Consider the following 19,295-nt stretch of genomic DNA (forward strand, 5'->3'; position numbering starts at 1 on the left):
CTATATTAAATCGCGGACTAGCCGGTGGAGACACCCGGTCGACGCGGTCGAGTCAGTCCTCGGTCCAGTACATCAACTGCTCGCGCTCGGAGTCACAGTTCGGACACCGATCGGGCAGTCCGTCGTCGATCTCGCCCATCTCGCCACACTCCATGCAGCGCCACATCAGTTCGGCCTCGCCGAACTCGTGGCCCGAGCGGGCGTGTTCGACGCTCATGGCCTCCGCGCCCTCGCGGGTCGTGACGAAGACGCCGCTCTGCTCGAACCCCCGGATCCGCCCGATCTCGTTCCCGTCCTCGTCGTAGACCCGCTGGCCGAAGTTGAGTTTCTCTACCGCCTCGATTGCCTCCTGCTCACCTTCTTCCGCGGGCTTCTCACCGGTTTCGACCATGACCGGAGCCACACCGCCGATCGGAATAAAGACAGGGCGTGCATTGTGCGAGCGGCCGCTCACAGCCTCGGGACGGCGTGAATCGGCCACGAACGGAGACGGCTGCAGTCGATGCGTCAGCACCGCGACGAGATACGACTGTTAAGCCATACCGTGATAATAGAAAACAATATACACTCCCAGTACTGAACCCGTATCATGATAATTCGTCTCATCCAGGGATTACTCGCCGGCGCCCCACCCGACACGGCCACTGGTAGTGTGTGTCTCCCGTGGCCGGTCGCGGCCGGCACGGGCAACCCGGTCGCTGAGATAGCCACAGTCCCTCGAAACGGGCACGTGATTCGATCATGAGCGGGACCGGCGTCGCCACGATCGACGGCTGTCGGGTCGCCTACCGACGCGCGGGAACGGACGGCCCGCCGGTCGTCCTCTGTCACGGCGCGGGGATCGACGATGCAACCGTCTCCTGGCAACACGCGATCGACGCACTGGCCGACGACTACCGCGTCTACGCGATCGACTGGCCCGAGTACGGCAACAGCACCGGCGACGTCACTCACACCGTCGACGGCTACATCGACGTCCTCGAGGGCTTTCTCGAGACGCTGCCGTTCGATCGCGTGACGCTTGCGGGCATCTCGATGGGCGGCGGCGTCGCCCTGGGTTATACGCTTGCGAACCCCGACCGCGTCGAGGGGCTGGCGCTGATCGACAGCTACGGGCTGGGTGACCGACTACCGAGCGCCCTCCAGTGGAAGGTCCTCTCGCGGTTCCCCGGCGCGACCGAGTTCGGGAAGATCGCTGCCAGCGCATCCACGCGGAGCGTCCGGCTGGTCCTCGATAGTCTCGTCGCGGACGCCGACGCCCTCCCCGCTCCCTTCGTCGCCGACGTCAGGGAAAAGCTGCAGGAACCGGGCTCGATACAGGCGTTCAAGCAGTTTCAGGACAACGAACTCTCGTTCAACGGCCGGGTCGCGACGAACTACGTCGACGACCTCCCCGACCTCTCCGTGCCGACGCTGCTCGTCCACGGCCGCCAGGACCCGCTGGTCCCCCTCGAGTGGTCCCAGCGAGCCGCCGAGCGGATCCCAGAGGCCGACCTCGAGGTCATCGAGGATTGTGGCCACTGGACGCCGCGAGAGCGACCGGAGCGGTTCAACGAGGTCCTCGCAGACTGGCTGCCGGATCCCCGGAACGCGCCGGAACCGCAGTACACCAAGGAAGGAATGCCCGGCGTGACGCGCGCCAGCGGCGATTGATTCCGAAGCAGTCGTTTTGCCGTTCGGCCGGGAGTGCGTCTCGAGCAGACGCGAGAGACGCAGGACCCGGGGAAGGGCAGGCCGCTACCCGACACCGACCGCGAGCGACCATCGGGAGCGAGCGGGCCGACGACTGATGTGAGTGAGGCCTGCAAGGCCGAGCGAACGGAAGGAGGAGTGCTTTTCATCGAAGTTTTGCCGAGGGCGCGGCTTCGCCGCGCCCGCAGAGCAAAAGTTCGTTCTACATGAAATCCTCGATGCCCGATTGTTTGTTCTTGTCGTTCTCGAAGATGCTCTCGAGCGAGCGCTCTAAGACCTCTAACCGCTGTTTAGTGTAGGGCCGACAGTCGTACTCGTCGGCGACCTGAATCGCGGTCTGCATGTACTTGTTGACCGAGCCCTTGTGGACGGTGAGGTTGACCCGGCCGCCACACTCGCGGCAGTCGCCGGTCAGTGGCATCCGCCGGAACTTCTCGCCGCAGTCGAGACACCGCGTTTCCTGCCGGGAGAACGCCCGCAGGTTCCCGATCAGGTCCGGCAGGAAGTGGTACTCGATGACCCGCTCGGCGACGTCGGTCTCGTCGACCGCCTCGAGCTTGCGCGATAGCTCGAGCTGGGCGTCCATCTTGTCCATCATCGAACCCAGCGTCTTGTACGCCGAGAGATCGGGCCCCATCGCGATGTCGGTGGTGTCGTGGGTGTGGTCGAAGCCGGTGTACTCGAGGTCGGTGCCGAGGTTTACCTCGGCGATCTCGATGTCGACGTCTTCGGGGTCGGCCTGCTCGCGGGTCGCGAGGAAGAACTCGCGGGGGTACTGCGAGACGACGTCCATGTTGTGGGCCTCGTCGTCGATCTCGGAGGGATCGATTCGGGAGGACATGACCAGCGGGGCGTCCATCTTACCCCCCCGCTGGTCGGGGAGGAAAGACTTACTGAAGTTGAGAAGTCCGTCGAGAAGCAGCATGACGCAATCTTCGTCGCCGTCACATTGCTTTTGAGACATGTTATTCGCAACGAGGGAATGCGTCTCGGCAACGGTAAGACAATAGACCGAATCGACGGTCGACTCGATATATTCGACCGACGAAATCGGTTCGACGAGATACGCATCATCGCCACCGTCAAAGACGCGCCGTCCAGTTGGGACGATATCTTCGACATGTGACTGCAAGAGATCGTCCTTTCGAGACAGGTGGAATCCCACTATTTCGGCGAACTGACTCGCGTCCTCAGAGGAAATATCGAGAACGTAGGTCGGAGCGGACATCGACGGATCGTCGAGTTCGTAGAAATCGGGGAACTTCTCGCAGAGCGGAACCGGGTCGGTGATCGTCGCTCGGCCGCAGATCCCCAGCCGACTCAGTAAGGCGAGCAGGTCCTCCTTGAGTTCGGCACTGACCGTCGTCGCAGAGACCAACAACGCGTTCGCATCGACGCCGCCGTCACCGCTGAAATAGCCTCGGAGATAGGCGGCGACGATCTCGTCCGACGCGTCGAAGATCGGCTGTGGAACGCGTTTCGTCTCCGCGAAGATTCCTGCTTTGAGTACCGAATCGAAGAAAACGCGCGTGAGTCGGCCCGAAACAGTGACTTTTGCCTCGTTTTCGCGGTACGGTTCGGTACCGAATTCCTCCCGGAACACATCGATATAGAAGTCGCGGGCCTCGGCTTCGGTTCCACAAATCGTCGTTTGATGTATCGCTCCTTTCGGCGTTTCCTGTTCCCGTGCAAATCCTTCAGCAGCGTAATATCCCAACAGCGTACTGACACGCTCGTTGAGTTCTACGAACCGGTCGATCTCGGTTCGATCGCGTCGCATACCGAGCTGGACGTCAGCCGGAACGAACTCGAGAAGTTCCTGCCGCGAATCGAACAGTTCGAGGAGCAGATCCGCGGGGAAACTCTCCCGGTACAGGTAGTTGCTGAACGTCTTCTTGCTCAGATCGAAGTATTCGGCTGTACTCGTGAGCGGATAGAACTGTCCATCCCACCCGTCGCCGAGCCGATCCTCGAAGAGTTCGTACAGTCGATCCTTCTCCAGTCCCTTGATCATCAGCCGAGACGGATCGACGCTATCGACCTCAAGGAACTCGTCAAGCAGATCGAACACGCGTGGATCGTCGTCAGTATCGACGACATCGAGATGTTCAGGGACGACAGCGTGATCTTCAGTCGTGAGTTGGGCAGCCCGTTTCGACTGGAGTTGTCCGTCTTCGTAGACGTGGACCTCGTGGTCCGGCGTCAGTGTGATTTCGCGACCGCTCCGTGTCTCGAGCCGAACGAGGTGATCGGGTGCTGGGTGTTTCGAGACGGCCTCGACCGGTTTACGCGTAAGGCTTCCGCTATCGTCAATCGATGGAACGGCAACGTCACCGTCGAGTTCCTGAACAAGCGTTCCGAAGTCGTCTGATTCGGGATCGTCGAGTCGTTCCTCGACGAGTGTCTCGATTGGGCCGTGATGCCACTCGTCCGCTTCGTCTCGATACCATATTTCCGTGTCGGGGTGGAAACAGTTCCGCCGCTTCGCGGCGTGAAAGTACGGATGGGCGTATCCGACGGCCGCGCTCGTGAATCCGATCACTCGGCCGACAGTTGCCGCGGACGTGTGGGGTGCCATCCCGAAGACGAGTTCGCCCACCAGGTCCTGGCGGTCCTCGAACTCGTAGAAGGACTCGAGCCCGTAGTACTGCTCCAAGAGGTCGTCGATGAAGTCGGCCGTCTGGAGCATGTGTTCGGCCGCGCCGTCCGAGAGGACGATGTCTTGGACCTTGAGTTCGACCAGTTGGTCCTCGTGGGTCAGGGGTTCGCCGTGGATGTCCTCCTCGTAGCCCAGTGCCTGAAGCTGACCGACGTCGACGTCGAGTTCGCTGGCCCGGACCGAGGTCACGGGGAGGTCGGTCATGTCGTAGCGGACGGTGCCGTCTTTGAACGCCGAGACGTCGTGTTTGGCCCGTAGAATCCCCTTCTCGATCGGTTCGGGGACCTTGTTCTGCGAGGACAGTCCCTTGACGCCTTTGAGGATCTCGAAGGCGTTCTCGCGTTCCCCGACGGACTCGAGCGCGCTGCGGAACTCGTCGTTGACGTCGATCTCACGGGTCTCGACGCAGGAGCCCTCGCGTTCGCAGTGGTCACACTCGACGCGGCCGGCCTCGTCGGGCTCGAGCCGTTGATCACAGTCGGGACAGCGGTAGTCCGGCGTGGTGCGTTCCTCACAGTCCGGACAGCGGTTCTTGAACGTCTCCGTGCCACAGGAGTCACAGCGCTTGCGGCCGACCTCGAGTTCGACGACGCCGGGAGTGTCGGACATCGTCTCGGCGTGTTTGGCGGCGTCGGCGACGTTTCGCTGCGTGCCGCCGGCCTCGCCGATCGGGAACAGCGTGTGGACCGCCGGGCTCAGATCGCGGCTCTCGGATTTCTCCGGCCGGCCCATTCGATTGCCGATCCGCGTGGGGGCGCGCTCGCGAACCCGGAACGGCGCGACCTCGTTGACCGCCTCGATGGCGTTGTCGCCCTCGGTCTCGTGGCCCCAAGTACGGGCGCGCTCGGAGAGGTCGCCGTCGGTCCAGGTGCGCTCGAGTTCGATACTCGGCTGTTGTTCGGGCTCGAGTGCCGCGCCGTCGGCGACGGCCTGCCGGGGCTCACAGCCGACCGAGCGGACGAACGGCCGCCAGTCGTCGATCTCGATGCGGTCGTCGTCGGGGCGCTGGCGGTGTTCGATGACGATCGTCTCGAGGGCGTCGGCGACGCCGTCGTCGGACGCGAGAACGAGGATGCTGTCGTCCCCGTTCCCGTTGACGCTGCCGTCGCCGTCGCGCTCGATCCGCCCCTCGGCGACCGCCGCGGCGAGGTCGCGAAAGGCATCGACGGAGATGTCGTGCCAGAGGTAAGTGTACTCGGGATGGAGGGGGGCGTCGTACTCCGTGGCCCACTCGAGGGCCTCCTCGGGGTCGGGAAACTCGAGGTCGATTCGGGGGTCGTCCTCGAGGGCCTGGACGTCGGCACCGGCGGCTGCGAGGTCTTGGACCCACCACTCGTAGGTGTAGGAGGCGGGGGCCAGCGGGTGGTTGTTCTCGACGAACTCGCCGTAGTTGACGAGGTACTCACCGAGGTCGAGGATCTTCTCGACGCCGTTTCTGATCTCGAGAGCATCTTCGGGGTCGTCGATCCGGCGGACGTCGCCGTTTGCCAGTTTGACCGTCGGTCCCTCGATGGAGTCGACGGGGACGACGCCGGCGGCCTTGCCGGGCCGTTCGGTCTTGATCTGGGTGCCCGTCGCGAGGAAGTCGTCGACCAGATGCATCGCGGCGGGGTGGACGCCGGCGGTCGCGAAGCCGTGATTGCGTGCGCGACCGTAGCGCAGCCGGAACCCGCCCTCCGCACAGGGATGGGAGAAGACCGGACGGCCGGCGATCAGGTCCCGGAGGAACTTCTCGGAGGTGTCGACGCGGGGCGGCCCCTCGGGTTCATCGGCGGCGTCGGCCTCGCTCGCGTCGGCTTCGTCGTCCGTCTCGCTCTCGTCCGATTCGTCGTCACCGTCGGCCTCGTCGTCCGCGTCGCCGTCGTCGTAGTAGTTGCCGTCGATGAGGTCCTGCAGCCACGGCCAGTCGATCTCGTCCAGGTTCCGGGTGTAGCGCTGGATCTTCGGGGCCTTCAGCGCGATCCCCTCCCCGAGGACGAGACACATCCCGCCGCGGGCGCTGTTGGTGTCGACCCGTTCGAGGTCGCGAAAGCCGGAGACCTCCTCGTCGCCGGTGGCCTCGCCGTCCAACATGATCGGAAGGTGTTTCGCGATGAACTTGGCCTCCTTCGCCTTCGGGCAGTACTGGAGGCCGGTCTCCTTGTCGTAGAGGGCGATCTCCTCGGCGTAGCGTTCGATCTCTTCCTCTCGAGGGCCGTACTGATCGATACCGACGAGCGCGCGGGTGTAGTCGGCCACGAGGACGGACAGTGCCTGTGCGGTCCCGCCCGCCGAGCGGATGGGACCGGCGTAGTAGACGTTGACGAACTCCGTCCCGTCGTCGTTCTCGAGGATTTCGACTTTGTCGATCCCCTCGATCGGTGCCGCGACGACGCCCTCGGTCAGCAGGGCGACCGCCGTGCGAACGGCCCCCTCGACCTTGCCGGCTTTCGTCTCGTAGTCGCCGACCCGTCCCTCGGCGAAGTCCTCGGCGAGTTCGAGCGCCGCTTCCTCGCGGCTCATCTTCCCCTCGAGTTCGCGGACGCGTTCGGCGACGCCATCGATCCCGAGGATGTTCTCGACGCGGTCGGCCATGTCCCGCGCGGTCGGGATCTCGACTTCGGGTTTCGGATCGCCGCCCCGTTCCTTGGCGCGTTCGGCCACGTCGAAGGCCGACTCGAGTTGGTCCTCGAGTCGCTCGAAGTACTGTTCGTCTTCTTCGCGCATGTCAGAGCCAGAGGTCCAGTTCGGTGGACTCGTCGTACTCGCGTTCGAGGGACTCCTCGAAGACTCGTAGGTGGACCTCGCCGGCCCAGACGGTCGCCTCGTTCAAGTGGCCCGCGTAGGTCCGACCCTCGTCGTCGGAGAGAACGGCGTGAGTATGTGCGAACCGCTCATCGTCGAGCCACGAGACGTTGCCGACGCAAGCGGCGACCTCGAGCGGCTCGTCGAACTCGATCGGGGCGTACTCGCAGGTGTCCTGATCGTAGAACCAGAGTTCGGCGTCTTGGACCGCGCCGAGTGCGGTGAACCAGCCGGCCTCGGCCTCGACCGCGTCCGCCAGCGACTCGATCTCGGCCCGCCAGTCGGCACCCGTCTCGAGTCGGGCGACGTACTCTTCGGTGGTCTCGACGGCGCGATAGTTCATACACGTGTTCTGTGTCCGGCTGAAGAAAAATACCACGGGTCCGTCGGCGTTGGCCGCGCCGACCGTCGATAGCGGCCGTTCGCTCCACGAGCGAGACCCAGCGTCGTGGCCCGACTCGTGACGGCGACGGCCCCGACTTCGCGAATCGACATCGATGCACAGGAGGGTCCATCGCTGGCCGAATCGTCTCACTGATGGAACCGGTAGTAGACGTATTCTCCGTTAGTAAGAGCTGATTGCACGCCGTACTCGGTCGATACCAAAATGGGTTGAATGATAACTCTCCACAGGATGGTGCTGGACTACCCAACGCGACGACGGCTACTCGCCTCGGGCGCCGCCGTCTCCGCGGCGGCGCTTGCGGGTTGTATCGGTGGGGGCGGCTCCGGAGACGGCGATCGGTTCCACTTCACACAGGAACAATCGCGCGAGGAGCAGTTCGATCCGGTCGTCTCGAACGACGCGTACAGCTTTCAGGTCATTCAGCTCGTCTTCGACGGGCTCTACGAGTTCGACGAGGGCCTCGAGTTACAGCCGAAACTCGCGGCCGGCGAGCCGACGGTCGAGCGCGACGGCACGCGCTATATCTTCGAACTGGTGGAGGGGGCGACGTTCCACAACGGCGACGAGGTGACCGCGGGGGACGTCGCCCACTCCTTTACCGCACCCGTCGAAGAGGAGACGGAGAACGCCTCCGAGTACGACATGATCGAGAGTACGGAGGTCATCGACGACTACCAGCTCCAGGTCGACCTCGGCGAGGAGCCCTACGGCCCGTTCGAACTCGCGACCATGGGCGTGACGGTCGTGCCGGAGAGCGTCCGGACCGAAGACCGCGATGCGTTCAATACGGACCCGGTCGGCTCCGGCCCGTTCGAGTTCGCCGACCTGCAAGAAAACGAATACGTCGACGTAGAGCGCAACGACGACTACTGGGACGACCTCGAGCCGAATCTCGAACAGGTGCGGTTCGTCGCCCACGAGGACCCCGCGGGTCGCGTCTCTGACATCCGAGCAGGCGACACAGACGTCATCGCTGGGATTCCGAACGACGACTGGGATGTCCTCGAGAACGAGGACGGCGTGACCCTCCACTCGGCCGAGAGCCCGACGTTCATGTACATGGCCTTTAATTGCAACGAGGGGCCGACGACCTCCCCCGAGGTGCGACAGGCCATCGCCCACTCGTTCTCGATGCAGGACTTCATCGAGTCGAACGCGGGCAACGTGAGTTCGCCGATGTACAGCCCGATCCCGCCGGTCGTCAACGAGGTCTGGGAATTCCCCGAAGAGGAGTATCAGGAGATGCTACCGGAGTACGATCCGGATCAGGCCCAGTCGTTGCTCGACGAACACGCACCCGACGACTTCACCCCGACGATCATTACGCCGGAGGGGATCCGTGCCCAGTTGGCCGAGCGGATCGCGACCCGACTGGACGAGATCGGGTACGGCGCGGACGTACAGGTGCTTGACTTCGCGACGCTGGTCGACACCTACACCAGCGGGAACGCCGACGACTACCAGATGTACCTGCTCGGCTGGACCGGCGGTCCCGACCCCGATTACTACCTCTACCCGCTGTTCCACGAGAGCCAGGCGGGAACCAATCAGGGCCACTACTACGGGGGTAGCGACGGGTTCCACGAGGCGATCGCCGAGGGGCGTAACTCGGCAGGTCAGGAGGAACGCTACGACATCTACGAACCCGTCATCCGGGAGGTCGTCGAGCAATTGCCCGTCTTACCGGCGTTTACGCAGGACAACACGATGGCGTCCCGCGACTACGTCGAGGACCTCCAGGCGCATCCGGAGGTGACGAGGAATCCAACCCTCGTCGCGGAGTACACGAACGTCTCGATGGAGTAAACTGACGAACGGCGACCCGTCGCGGTCGGCGGGCCGTCGACTCCCCTCGACCGCGTCGCACCGTCCGACGACCAACGCGATCGACTCGCTGAGCAATGAAGCTACTCAAGTACACGGTATACAGGCTGGCACAGGCGGTCCCGGTCCTGATCGGGATCTCCGTCATCACGTTCCTGCTGGCGAATCTGGGACCGGGCGATCCGGTTAGCCTCATGCTTCAGGGCCAGGAACACAGCGAAGAGCTGGTCAGGGCGATCGAACGACGGTACGGGCTCGACAGGCCGTTACACGAACGCTACCTGACGTACATGGCGGGGCTGCTACAGGGAGACCTCGGACAGAGCATCTACTACGAGCGGCCAGTCACCGACCTGATACTGGACCGGCTCGGACCGACGCTGTTGCTGGTCGTCTCGGCGTACGTGTTCGCGCTGGCGACCGCGATCCCGCTCGGCGTCGTGGCCGCCGACCGACGCAACGAACCGACCGACCACGTCTCCCGCATCGCCGCGCTCGTCGGCGTCAGCACCCCCTCGTTCTGGATCGGGATCGTCCTGATCCTCGTCTTCGCTGTGCAACTCGGCTGGCTCCCCTCGAGCGGGCTCTACTATCCGTGGCGACCGCCGAGCGCCTATCGGGGAATCGATGGCCACCTCGAGCTGTACTATCAGTCGGCCAGACACCTGCTGTTGCCGATGATCGCGCTGGGGACCTTGCAGATGGCGACGATCATGCGCGTCGAGCGGACCCAGATGATCGAGTCGTTGCAGGGCGAGTACGTCAAGCTGGCCCGTGCCTACGGCGTGCCCGAGCGGACAGTCCTGCGAAAGCACGCGTTCCAGGTCGCACAGTTACCGATCATCACGATCGTCGGACTCAACCTGTCGACGGCGATCGGCGGCGCGGTGTTGGTCGAGACGGTGTTCAACATCAACGGAATGGGACAGCTGTTCGTCGGCGCGATCCAGCGAAACGACTACCAGCTCGTGATGGGCGTGACGATGATGCTCGGCGTCCTGTTCGTCGTCGGCGTCATCATCACCGACATCTCGTACGCGTACGTCGACCCGCGAGTCACCTACGGTGAGCGAGACTAAGCATGGCAGTCAGTGAATCACAGTTCGAAGGCAATCGAGAGACGGAAAGCGAAGACGACGTCGAGGCCCGCGTCGGCTGGCGCTACACGGCCGCACGGATCAAAGCGGACACGACGGCCCGCTGGGGGCTGTACGTCGTCACGATCGTCCTGTTCGTCGCGATCTACGCCGCGATCGACAGCAACCTCTCCCTGCTCACGTTCGGCGTCCTGTCGGACTACACCTTCGCGCGGCTGGTGCCGATCTTCGATCACCCGACCTACATCCCGTCGCCGGGGGAGGGAACCCAACACATGCCGCCGTACTTCCCGCTGGCCGAGCAGCCGTGGAACCCGCTGCCGGCCGGCGGCACGCTCGAGCATCCACTGGGGACCGACCACACCGGTCGGGACTACTTCACGCGGATCGTCTACGGGACGCAGGTGTCGGTGTTCGTCGGGATCGTCTCGACGTTCATCGGACTCACCGGCGGGACGGTCGTCGGTGCCGTCGCCGGCTACTACGGTGGCCGGGTCGACGACATCCTCATGCGGATCGTCGAGACGGTGTACGCGATCCCCCCGCTGATCCTCATCATCGTCTTCACGGTCTTCGTCGGCGGCGCGAACATCTGGTACGCGGTGCTGGGCGTCGGGATCGCGTTCGTCCCCGTCTTCGCCCGCATCATCCGGAGTCGCGTGCTGAGCGTCCGCGAGATGGACTACATCGAAGCGGCGCGGGCGGCCGGCGTCAGGGATCGAGAGATCATCCTGCGCCACGTCGTTCCCAACAGCTTCGCGCCGGTGCTGGTCTACGCGACGCTCCAGATCGGCGTGACGATCCTCATCGTCGCCGGGCTCTCCTTCCTTGGCTACGGCGCACAGCCGCCGACGCCGGACTGGGGGCAGATGCTCAACATCGCCCACGGCTACATGCACTCGAACGTCTGGCTCTCGATCTGGCCGGGTATCGCGATCATGATCACCATTATGGGCTTTAACCTGTTCGGCGACGGCCTGCAGGACGCCCTCGACCCCCGAATCGACGACTGACAATGAGTTCCGAACCACTACTCCGCGTCGAGAACCTGAAGACCCAGTTCTTCACCGAAGCAGGCACAGTACGCGCCGTCGACGGCATCTCCTTCGAGGTCCGCGAGGGCGAGATCGTCGGCCTCGTCGGCGAGAGCGGCGCCGGGAAGTCGGTCGCCTCGATGAGCATCATGGGGCTCGTCGAAGCCCCCGGCGAGATCGTCGGCGGCGAGATCACCTACAAGGGCGAGACGATCTTCGGCCTCGAGGAGGGCCCCGACGGCGAGTTGCGAAAGCGAGACGACGCCCTCTCCGACGAGGAGATCCGGACCCGCATCCGGGGCAACGAGATCGCGGTGATCTTCCAGGACCCGATGGAGTCGCTCAATCCCGTGTTCACTGTCGGCGGCCAGCTACGGGAGTTCATCGAACTCAACCGCGGCCTCGAGGCCGACGAGGCTCGCGCAGAAGCGATCGACATGCTCCGCGAGGTCGGCATTCCGGACCCCGAGGAGCGCTACGAGGAGTACCCCCACCAGTTCTCCGGCGGGATGCGCCAGCGCGTGCTGATCGCGATGGCACTGGCTTGCGAACCCAGCCTGATCATCGCCGACGAGCCGACGACGGCCCTTGACGTCACCGTCGAGGGCCAGATCCTCGAGTTAGTCGACGAGCTACAGTCGAAATACGGCACGAGCTTCGTCTGGGTCACCCACGACCTGGGTGTGGTCGCCGAGATCTGTGACCGGGTCAACGTGATGTACCTCGGCGAGATCGTCGAGCAAGCGCCGGTCGACGAGCTGTTTTACGAGACGAAACACCCCTACACCGACGCCCTGCTGGACTCGATCCCACGACCCGACCGCACCGTCACGGAACTCGAGGCGATCGAGGGGGTGATGCCCGAGGCGATCGAGCCGCCGTCGGGCTGTCGGTTCCACCCGCGTTGTCCCGACGCGCGTGAGGTGTGCAAGCGCGTCCATCCCGAGACGACGGTGGTCGCGGACGCCGACGGCGAGCCCCACCGGGCGGCCTGCGTGAAACACGACGCCTTCGATGTCGACTACGAGGGCAGTCCGCCGCTTGCGGGCGCGACGAGGGAAACCGGAGACGGGGTGGCCGAGGGCACTGCGTCGGAACTCGCGCCGAACCCGGCCGACGACGGGGGTGAGGGTCGTGAGTAGCGGGCTCCGGTTGGACGAGGACCGCGAGTACGACAGCGAGGGACCGCTGCTCGAACTGGACGGCGTCTCGAAACACTTCGGGCAGGAGTCCGGCCTGTTCGCGGGCCTGCAGTTCGACGCGAGCGAGTTCCCACCGTTCAGCGTCGAGCAAGAGCGGGTGCGAGCGGTCGACGACGTTTCGCTCGAGGTTCGACCCGGCGAGACGCTGGGACTGGTCGGGGAGTCCGGCTGTGGCAAGAGTACGCTCGGGCGGACGATCCTGCGCCTGCTCGAGCCGACCGAGGGAGACATCTACTTCAAAGGGGAGAACCTGGCCGACCTCGGTGGTGAGGAACTCCGGCAGACGCGCTCGGACATGCAGATGATCTTCCAGGACCCCCAGTCATCGCTCGATCCGCGGATGAAGGTCGGGCAGATCATCGAGGAGCCGATGCGGGCCCACGACATGTTAGACGACGAGAAGCGGGAGGCCCGCGCGAAGGAACTGCTCGAGAAGGTGGGGCTCGACCCGCGCCACTACAACCGCTATCCCCACGCCTTCTCCGGCGGGCAGCGCCAGCGGATCAACCTCGCACGGGCGCTGTCGGTCGATCCCGACTTCGTGGTCTGTGACGAACCCGTCTCCGCGCTGGACGTCTCGATTCAGGCACAGGTGCTGAACACGATGGAGCAACTGCAGCAGGAGTTCGGTCTCACGTACCTCTTTATCGCCCACGACCTCTCGGTCATCCGCCATATCTCCGACCGCGTGGCGGTGATGTATCTGGGCCACATCATCGAGTTGGCGGGGAAAGAGGAACTGTTCGAGAACCCACAGCATCCCTACACCCGCGCCCTGCTCGAGTCGATCCCCGTCCCCGACCCCCGCGAGAACGGCTCCCGGGGCGTCCTCGAGGGCGAGGTCCCGAGCCCGGTCGATCCGCCCTCGGGGTGTCGGTTCCGGACGCGGTGTCCGCGCCTGATCGCCCCCGACACGTACGACTGGACCGGCGAGGAGTGGCCACGGACGCGGGCGTTCATGCGAGCGGTCAAACGGCGGACGTTCGAACCGATGCCGGCGGCACGGATCGAAGCCGAGTTTTTCGACGGAACGCTGCCCCGTGGCGAGGCGGGGTCGATCGTCGCGGAGGCGATCGAGCTGGTCGCCACCGACGGCGAGGCGGACGGCGACGAAGCCGACCGCTGGGAAGCCGCGACCGACCTATTGCTCGAGTCCTTCGCCGAAGCGAGCGTCTGTGCCCGCGAGCGGCCGGCCTACGAACTCGAGTCCGGCGACGGCGAGCGGTTCGCCGCCTGTCACCTGCACCGATAACAAGGGCTGAACGGCTGAACGTGTCAGAGGACGGTCGCAGTCACTTCCTATGACGACCCTTCGACCGGTGAGGACAGAGAAATCACAAATGGTTCAATAAAATAACTCGGTCACTCGTCTGCGGGAGATGAGTCATCAGAATGCTCTGTTTCGGGGAGTAGAAACTCCGCATCTTCAGGATCCTCGGCTTCACTTTCGGGCATAGTCCGTCTGATGAGGTAGGCAACGAGTCCAACCCCAGAGAAGACAACAACAATTGTGGCCCACGTCACCGAATTTTCGATTCCACGTTTCTCTGCATCTTTCAATACGAGAATTGACAGAAACACGTGTATCGATACGTACACGATCGTCAGACCGAGGACAGCAACAGGTCCCATTAAATGATTGATTTGATTGTGCCAAAGAATAATTTTCCGTCATCTTTCGCAACGTAACCATCGTTCTCATTGATCACGCGAACCGGCGTTTGCGTGTCTGATAGCCGCGATAGACTGGCCCCTCGAACTCGTTGACGGCGTTTCGCTCCCGTGACAGTCATGGACTGATAGTGTGAGAGAGGATCATCCAACACGGTCGATCATCGCAATAACACTTATGAGTGGACCGCCACTATTTACTCATACATGAGTAAGATGCTCGCCATCCTGGCAACGCACACGAAAACCGGCGCGAAGGTACAGCGAACGATCGACCACTCGCCCTCGTTCACGGGCGTCCAGACGAGCGACGACGGCCGGCCGGCGACGCAGGTCTCGCCCGGCGGGTTCCTCACCGGCTAAGCCAAAGGAGTTGACTGAGCATGCACCGCTCGAGTCGCCCCGACGACGGGGCCGAACCGATACCGGTGAGTCACGGACGACACGCGGTTTTTCCGATCGCTATCCTCCCCACGTAGCCACGCCTCGGCCAGTCAGTTGATCGTGATCGTCGTCGCGTCGGCCGGCCGAGTCGTCCCCGTAGCGGTCGCGACGAACGCCCGGATCTCGTACTCGCCGGACTCGGGGACGACCGACTCGTGGCGGTCGCCGCCGGTCCGCTCGAGGCGGCCGTTCCAAGTCACCGACGCGCGCTTTCGTTCGCCGGCGCGGAAGTCGAACGTAGCGGGTCGGTCCGGTATATACCGGCGTTCGTCGGTGGCCTCGAGGTGGCCGTCGATCGTCCAGCCCCAGCGGCGCTGGCGGGGCGTCCGGAGTTCGACGGGGACCGGGAGCCGGTTTTCGAAGTCGACGGTGATCTCGACCGGGTCGTCACGCGCGTAGACCTCGCGGTCGGTCGCGACGGAGACGGCGATCACGCGGCGGGCGAGTGCCGCCGGAACGAACCGTGAGAGGGCCGTGACGACCGACGGACGATCGCCCGCACGCTCGAGGCCGAACTCGTCGCCGTCGCTCGCGTCGGACTCCGTGTCACGTTGCGGCCGAGAGCGTCTCATGGCCGTAGCGACTACCCGAGTCCACTAAACGGTACGGCCGCTCGAGACGTGCTGAAAACGGCGAGAACGTCGACATCGCGGCAGCCATCCGATCGGGGCCATCTCGCGTCGGAACGCGGACAACGGAAAACAGCGCAGTCGCGACCGGACGCGACAATCGATCCCATCCCACCCCCAGTTATCGCCAGGCCGGAAGCGCAAGCGCGTCATCGGCCCGCATGGACAGCCAGGCACCGTCGGCCGAGATGTCCGCGATGACGTACTCATCGCTCGTGGCCGTCGAATCGATCGAACCGACGATCGTGTCGTCGGACGCCATGGCGTGGGGGTTCGTCGCCATGTGAGTGAGTGACAACCACTCACATATAAACGCATCGAATCGGACTGTCCAGCCAAGTGACCGGTTGCCGATCGAACGTCGGTCCGTGAAACACTGGGTTTATACTCATTTTCGCCGTACCGACGGGATATGAACGTAGCCGACGCGATGACGCCCCGTGAAGACGTGGTTACCGCCGACCTGCCCGGGACCCGCTCGGACGTCCTCGAGTACCTGCAAGAGCAATCGTTCTCGTCGGTCCCGGTCGTCAAACCGACCGACAACGGGCCGGAGTACCGCGGTCTGATCTCCCGAGAGCGACTCATCGAGGAGCCCGACGAGGACCAGCTCGTCATGTTGATGGAGGAGGTACCGACGACGACCGCCGAAACCGGGCTCGCGGACGTCGCGCGGACGATGGTCGAGGAAGGCGCGCGCCGCGTGCCGGTCGTCGACGGCGAGTTCGAGGGCATCGTCACCGTGACCGACGTGATCCACGCGATCGCGGCCGGCGATCAGGCGACCGAGGGTACCGTCGACGCCTACGCCAGCCAGGACGTGAACACGACCTACGAGGGAACCCCCCTGCCCGTCGCCGAGCGGGAACTCTCCTACGCCAACGTCCCCTACACCGTCGCGCTGGACGACGAGGGTCGAATGAGCGGCGTGCTGACCGAGGTCGACATCCTCGAGGTCGCCCGGATCGTCGAGGGGGAAGAGGAGACGGGCGACAACTTCGGCGACCAGGACGACGACTGGTCCTGGGAGGGGATCAAGGCCGTCGGGAGCCGCTACCTCCCGACGCGGGACATCGAGATCCCCGCGGGCCCGATCCGGGAGTTCATGAGCGATGACGTGGTGACGGTCGCGGCGGACACGTCGGTCCAGGAGGCCGCACAGCGGATGATCAGCAACGATATCGAACAGATCCCGATAGTCACGGGCGAGGACCTCGTCGGTATCGCTCGCGACATCGATCTGTTGGAGGCACTCTATGAGTGACGACGACACTGCGGAGACGGCGGTAACGAGCGAGAAACTAGTCGAACTCGCCAAACGGCGGGGCTATTTCTTCCAGTCGTCGGGCGCCTACGGCGGTGTCGGCGGCTTCTACACCTTCGGTCCGCAGGGTGCGGCCCTGAAGGGCAACGTCGAGGACGCCTGGCGCGACCGCTTTGCCGTCGCGGAGGGCAACATGGAGATCGACGCGCCGACGATCATGCCCGAGCCCGTCTTCGAGGCCTCCGGCCATCTGGACGGCTTCGACGACATGCTCGTCGAGTGTCCCGAGTGTGGCGAGAGCCACCGCGCGGACCACGTCGTCGAGGACAACACGGAGTACGAGGACGCCGAGAGCCTCCCCATTCCGGAAGTCGAGGAGGTCATTGCCGAGTACGAACTCGTCTGCCCGAGTTGCGGGGCGGGACTCGCGGGCCAGGCCGTCGAGACCTTCAACCTCATGTTCGAGACGAACATCGGTCCCGGCGACTCCGACCCCGGCTACCTCCGTCCCGAGACCGCACAGGGCATCTTCGTCGAGTTCCCCCGCCTGAAGGAGTACGCGCGCAACCAACTGCCGTTCGGCGTCACCCAGATCGGCCGCGCCTACCGCAACGAGATCAGCCCCCGGCGCTCGATCATCCGGACACGGGAGTTCACACAGGCCGAACTCGAGTACTTCATCGACCCCGAGACCGACGAGCCCGACCTCGAGAGCGTCGCCGACGTCGAGGTCACGCTCTACCCGGCCAGCGAGCAGAACGAGGAGGGCGGCGAGGAGATCGAGACGACGATCGGCACTGCGGTCGAGGAGGGGATCATCTCGAGTCCGTGGGTCGCGTACTTCCTCGGGGTCGCCAAGCCGTGGTACGAGGCGGTCGGCGTCGACATGGACCGGTTCCGGTTCCGCCAGCACCTCTCGGGCGAGCGGGCCCACTACGCCAGCGACTGCTGGGACGCCGAGAGCGAGGTCGACGGCAACTGGATCGAGATGGCCGGCTTCGCCTACCGCGGCGACTACGACCTCTCGAAACACGACGAGTACTCCGACGACCGCTTTACCATCTTCAAGCAGTACGACGAGCCCAAGACGGTCGAGCGCGCCACCGTCGACCCCGACATGAGCTATCTCGGCCCGGAGTTCGGCGGTGACGCTCAGGCCGTCGTCGGAAAACTCGAGGACCTCGCCGCCCGTGACCGCTCGGCCTTCGACGGCGACAGCGTCGAGATCGACCTCGAGGGCGAGACCCACGAGATCCCCGTCGAAAAGACCGGCTTCGCGGTCGAGGAACAGACTGAGGCCGGCGAACACATCGTCCCGCACGTGATCGAGCCGTCCTTCGGCGTCGACCGGCTCGTCTACACCGTCCTCCACCACGCCTACCGCGAGGACGAGGTCGACGGCGAGGAACGAACGTATCTCGACCTCGAGCCCGAAGTCGCACCCACCTTCGTCGGGGTCTTCCCGCTGCAAAGCGACGACGCGCTCGAGGCACAAGCGAACGAAATCGTTGAGGACCTTCGCGCGGCCGGCCTCTCGGTCACGTACGACGACTCGGGGAACATCGGCCGTCGCTACCGCCGGCAGGACGAGGTCGGCACGCCGTTCTGTGTGACCGTCGACTTCGAGACCGTTGAGGACGAGGAGACGACCGTTACCGTCCGCGAACGCGACACGACCGAGCAGAAGCGACTCCCGGTCGATGATCTCGCCGAGACGCTGGCGGCGGTTCGTGAGGGCGACCTCGCGTTCGACGAGTTGTAAAACGGAGAACGCACCCGCGGACTAGCGGTCGTCCGCGGGAACCGCTGACGGCGATCGACGGCACCCGCCGAGTCATCCTCACGGACCCGGCCCTCGGTTCGAGACGGGGTCCGTTCCGCGAGCCTTTATATACTATATAGGGGTCCGGAGAACTAACCGACGGACTGAAGGTCACCTCTCCCGAGGCACGACGTGATGGCCGACGAACTGAAGCGCCGCCTGGTTCACGCCAGCGGTTCGGGACTGGTCGCCCTCTGGCTGCTGGCCGACGCCCTCGATGCCGGGCTGACCTGGACCGGCTTCCGGCTCCTCATGGTCGTGCTGGCGACCGGCGCACTCGTCCTCGAGTTCCTTCGGCTTCGAGTGGGACTCGACTGGCGGCTCTATGACGTCCTCACCCGCGAGTACGAACAGGACAACCCCGCCGCCTACGCGCTCTATCTGATCAGTATGGCGGCGGTCGTGGTCGTTTTCGAGCCCGATATCGCGCTGCCGGCGATGTTGATGCTCGCGCTGGGGGACCCGATCAGCGGCGCGGTCTCGGACAACACCCTCCAGCGGGTCAAGCCGCCGAAGGTACTCGGGACGATGTTTCTCGTCTCGACGCTCATCGCGATCCCGTTCCTCCCGATCACCGCGGCGCTGATCGCCGCGGTGGGCGCGACACTGGCCGACGGCGTCACCCTCGAGGTCCGGACCTACATCGTCGACGACAACCTGACGATCCCGATCTACGCGGCCTGTCTCGCGTGGGCGGCCCTCGAGTTCGCGCCCCTGTAGCGGCCTCGAGAGAAGCGCCGCAGGGCCGTGGTTCCGATACCGGCAAA

Annotated in this window: 16 protein-coding genes; 10 read left to right on the forward strand and 6 right to left on the reverse strand. The window is 64.5% G+C overall.

All coding sequences use genetic code 11. The features are described 5' to 3' along the window. Positions 1 to 52: 52 nt before the first annotated feature. Positions 53 to 391, reverse strand: a complete 339-nt coding sequence (locus tag NATPE_RS18030; protein WP_006183028.1) for a DUF7130 family rubredoxin-like protein — start codon at positions 389 to 391, stop codon at positions 53 to 55. Positions 392 to 741: 350 nt separating this feature from the next. Between NATPE_RS18030 and NATPE_RS18035 the strand changes: the two genes are divergently transcribed. Continuing rightward, positions 742 to 1,653 carry an alpha/beta fold hydrolase gene (locus tag NATPE_RS18035; RefSeq protein ID WP_006183029.1) on the forward strand — a complete coding sequence of 304 codons (912 nt, stop codon included), beginning with the start codon at positions 742 to 744 and terminating at the stop codon, positions 1,651 to 1,653. A 241-nt stretch (positions 1,654 to 1,894) separates the two neighbouring features. Here NATPE_RS18035 and NATPE_RS18040 read toward each other — a convergent pair whose 3' ends face one another. Both NATPE_RS18040 and NATPE_RS18045 read right to left on the reverse strand, forming a co-directional pair. After that, positions 1,895 to 7,057, reverse strand: coding sequence for a DNA polymerase II large subunit (locus NATPE_RS18040; protein WP_006183030.1), 5,163 nt, complete (start codon positions 7,055 to 7,057; stop codon positions 1,895 to 1,897). 1 nt (position 7,058) lies between these two features. Next, complete coding sequence (locus tag NATPE_RS18045; protein ID WP_006183031.1) at positions 7,059 to 7,478, reverse strand: PPC domain-containing DNA-binding protein; 420 nt, start codon at positions 7,476 to 7,478, stop codon at positions 7,059 to 7,061. Between the two features lie 291 nt (positions 7,479 to 7,769). On the opposite strand from NATPE_RS18045, the gene NATPE_RS18050 reads away from it, so the two are divergent. The 5 genes from NATPE_RS18050 to NATPE_RS18070 all read left to right on the forward strand — a co-directional run bounded on the left by NATPE_RS18050 (position 7,770) and on the right by NATPE_RS18070 (position 13,950). Further along, entirely contained in the window at positions 7,770 to 9,347 is a 1,578-nt protein-coding gene (locus tag NATPE_RS18050; RefSeq protein ID WP_006183032.1) for an ABC transporter substrate-binding protein, read from the forward strand. A 95-nt stretch (positions 9,348 to 9,442) separates the two neighbouring features. Continuing rightward, a complete protein-coding gene (locus NATPE_RS18055) occupies positions 9,443 to 10,444 on the forward strand; it encodes an ABC transporter permease (protein WP_006183033.1) in 1,002 nt (333 codons plus the stop codon). Positions 10,445 to 10,446: 2 nt separating this feature from the next. After that, positions 10,447 to 11,475, forward strand: coding sequence for an ABC transporter permease (locus tag NATPE_RS18060; protein ID WP_006183035.1), 1,029 nt, complete (start codon positions 10,447 to 10,449; stop codon positions 11,473 to 11,475). Between the two features lie 2 nt (positions 11,476 to 11,477). Beyond that, entirely contained in the window at positions 11,478 to 12,638 is a 1,161-nt protein-coding gene (locus tag NATPE_RS18065; protein ID WP_006183036.1) for an ABC transporter ATP-binding protein, read from the forward strand. Then, entirely contained in the window at positions 12,631 to 13,950 is a 1,320-nt protein-coding gene (locus NATPE_RS18070; protein ID WP_006183037.1) for an ABC transporter ATP-binding protein, read from the forward strand. Before NATPE_RS18065 ends, NATPE_RS18070 begins: the two co-directional genes overlap by 8 nt. Positions 13,951 to 14,060: 110 nt before the next feature. Here the strand turns inward: NATPE_RS18070 and NATPE_RS22430 are convergent, their stop codons facing one another. Continuing rightward, on the reverse strand, positions 14,061 to 14,330 hold the full coding sequence (locus NATPE_RS22430) for a hypothetical protein (RefSeq protein WP_015299270.1): 270 nt from the start codon (positions 14,328 to 14,330) through the stop codon (positions 14,061 to 14,063). A gap of 246 nt (positions 14,331 to 14,576) precedes the next feature. Here NATPE_RS22430 and NATPE_RS22830 point away from each other — a divergent pair, with 246 nt between their 5' ends. After that, positions 14,577 to 14,732: a hypothetical protein gene (locus NATPE_RS22830; RefSeq protein ID WP_015299271.1), complete on the forward strand. Its 156-nt coding sequence runs from the start codon at positions 14,577 to 14,579 to the stop codon at positions 14,730 to 14,732. A 131-nt stretch (positions 14,733 to 14,863) separates the two neighbouring features. Here the strand turns inward: NATPE_RS22830 and NATPE_RS18075 are convergent, their stop codons facing one another. Next, the gene (locus NATPE_RS18075; RefSeq protein WP_006183039.1) at positions 14,864 to 15,385 is read right to left on the reverse strand and encodes a hypothetical protein; all 522 of its coding nucleotides are present in this window, start codon (positions 15,383 to 15,385) and stop codon (positions 14,864 to 14,866) included. A 178-nt stretch (positions 15,386 to 15,563) separates the two neighbouring features. Next, positions 15,564 to 15,725, reverse strand: coding sequence for a DUF7556 family protein (locus NATPE_RS22835; RefSeq protein WP_015299272.1), 162 nt, complete (start codon positions 15,723 to 15,725; stop codon positions 15,564 to 15,566). A gap of 129 nt (positions 15,726 to 15,854) precedes the next feature. Between NATPE_RS22835 and NATPE_RS18080 the strand changes: the two genes are divergently transcribed. The 3 genes from NATPE_RS18080 to NATPE_RS18090 all read left to right on the forward strand — a co-directional run bounded on the left by NATPE_RS18080 (position 15,855) and on the right by NATPE_RS18090 (position 19,248). Further along, the gene (locus NATPE_RS18080) at positions 15,855 to 16,706 is read left to right on the forward strand and encodes a CBS domain-containing protein (protein ID WP_006183041.1); all 852 of its coding nucleotides are present in this window, start codon (positions 15,855 to 15,857) and stop codon (positions 16,704 to 16,706) included. Continuing rightward, positions 16,699 to 18,468: a glycine--tRNA ligase gene (gene glyS / locus NATPE_RS18085; protein WP_006183042.1), complete on the forward strand. Its 1,770-nt coding sequence runs from the start codon at positions 16,699 to 16,701 to the stop codon at positions 18,466 to 18,468. The genes NATPE_RS18080 and glyS overlap by 8 nt, the downstream gene beginning before the upstream one ends. A 195-nt stretch (positions 18,469 to 18,663) precedes the next feature. Then, a complete protein-coding gene (locus NATPE_RS18090; RefSeq protein ID WP_006183043.1) occupies positions 18,664 to 19,248 on the forward strand; it encodes a diacylglycerol/polyprenol kinase family protein in 585 nt (194 codons plus the stop codon). The last annotated feature ends 47 nt before the right edge of the window (positions 19,249 to 19,295 follow it).

The sequence above is a fragment of the Natrinema pellirubrum DSM 15624 genome, assembly GCF_000230735.2.
GTDB classification, from domain to species: domain Archaea; phylum Halobacteriota; class Halobacteria; order Halobacteriales; family Natrialbaceae; genus Natrinema; species Natrinema pellirubrum.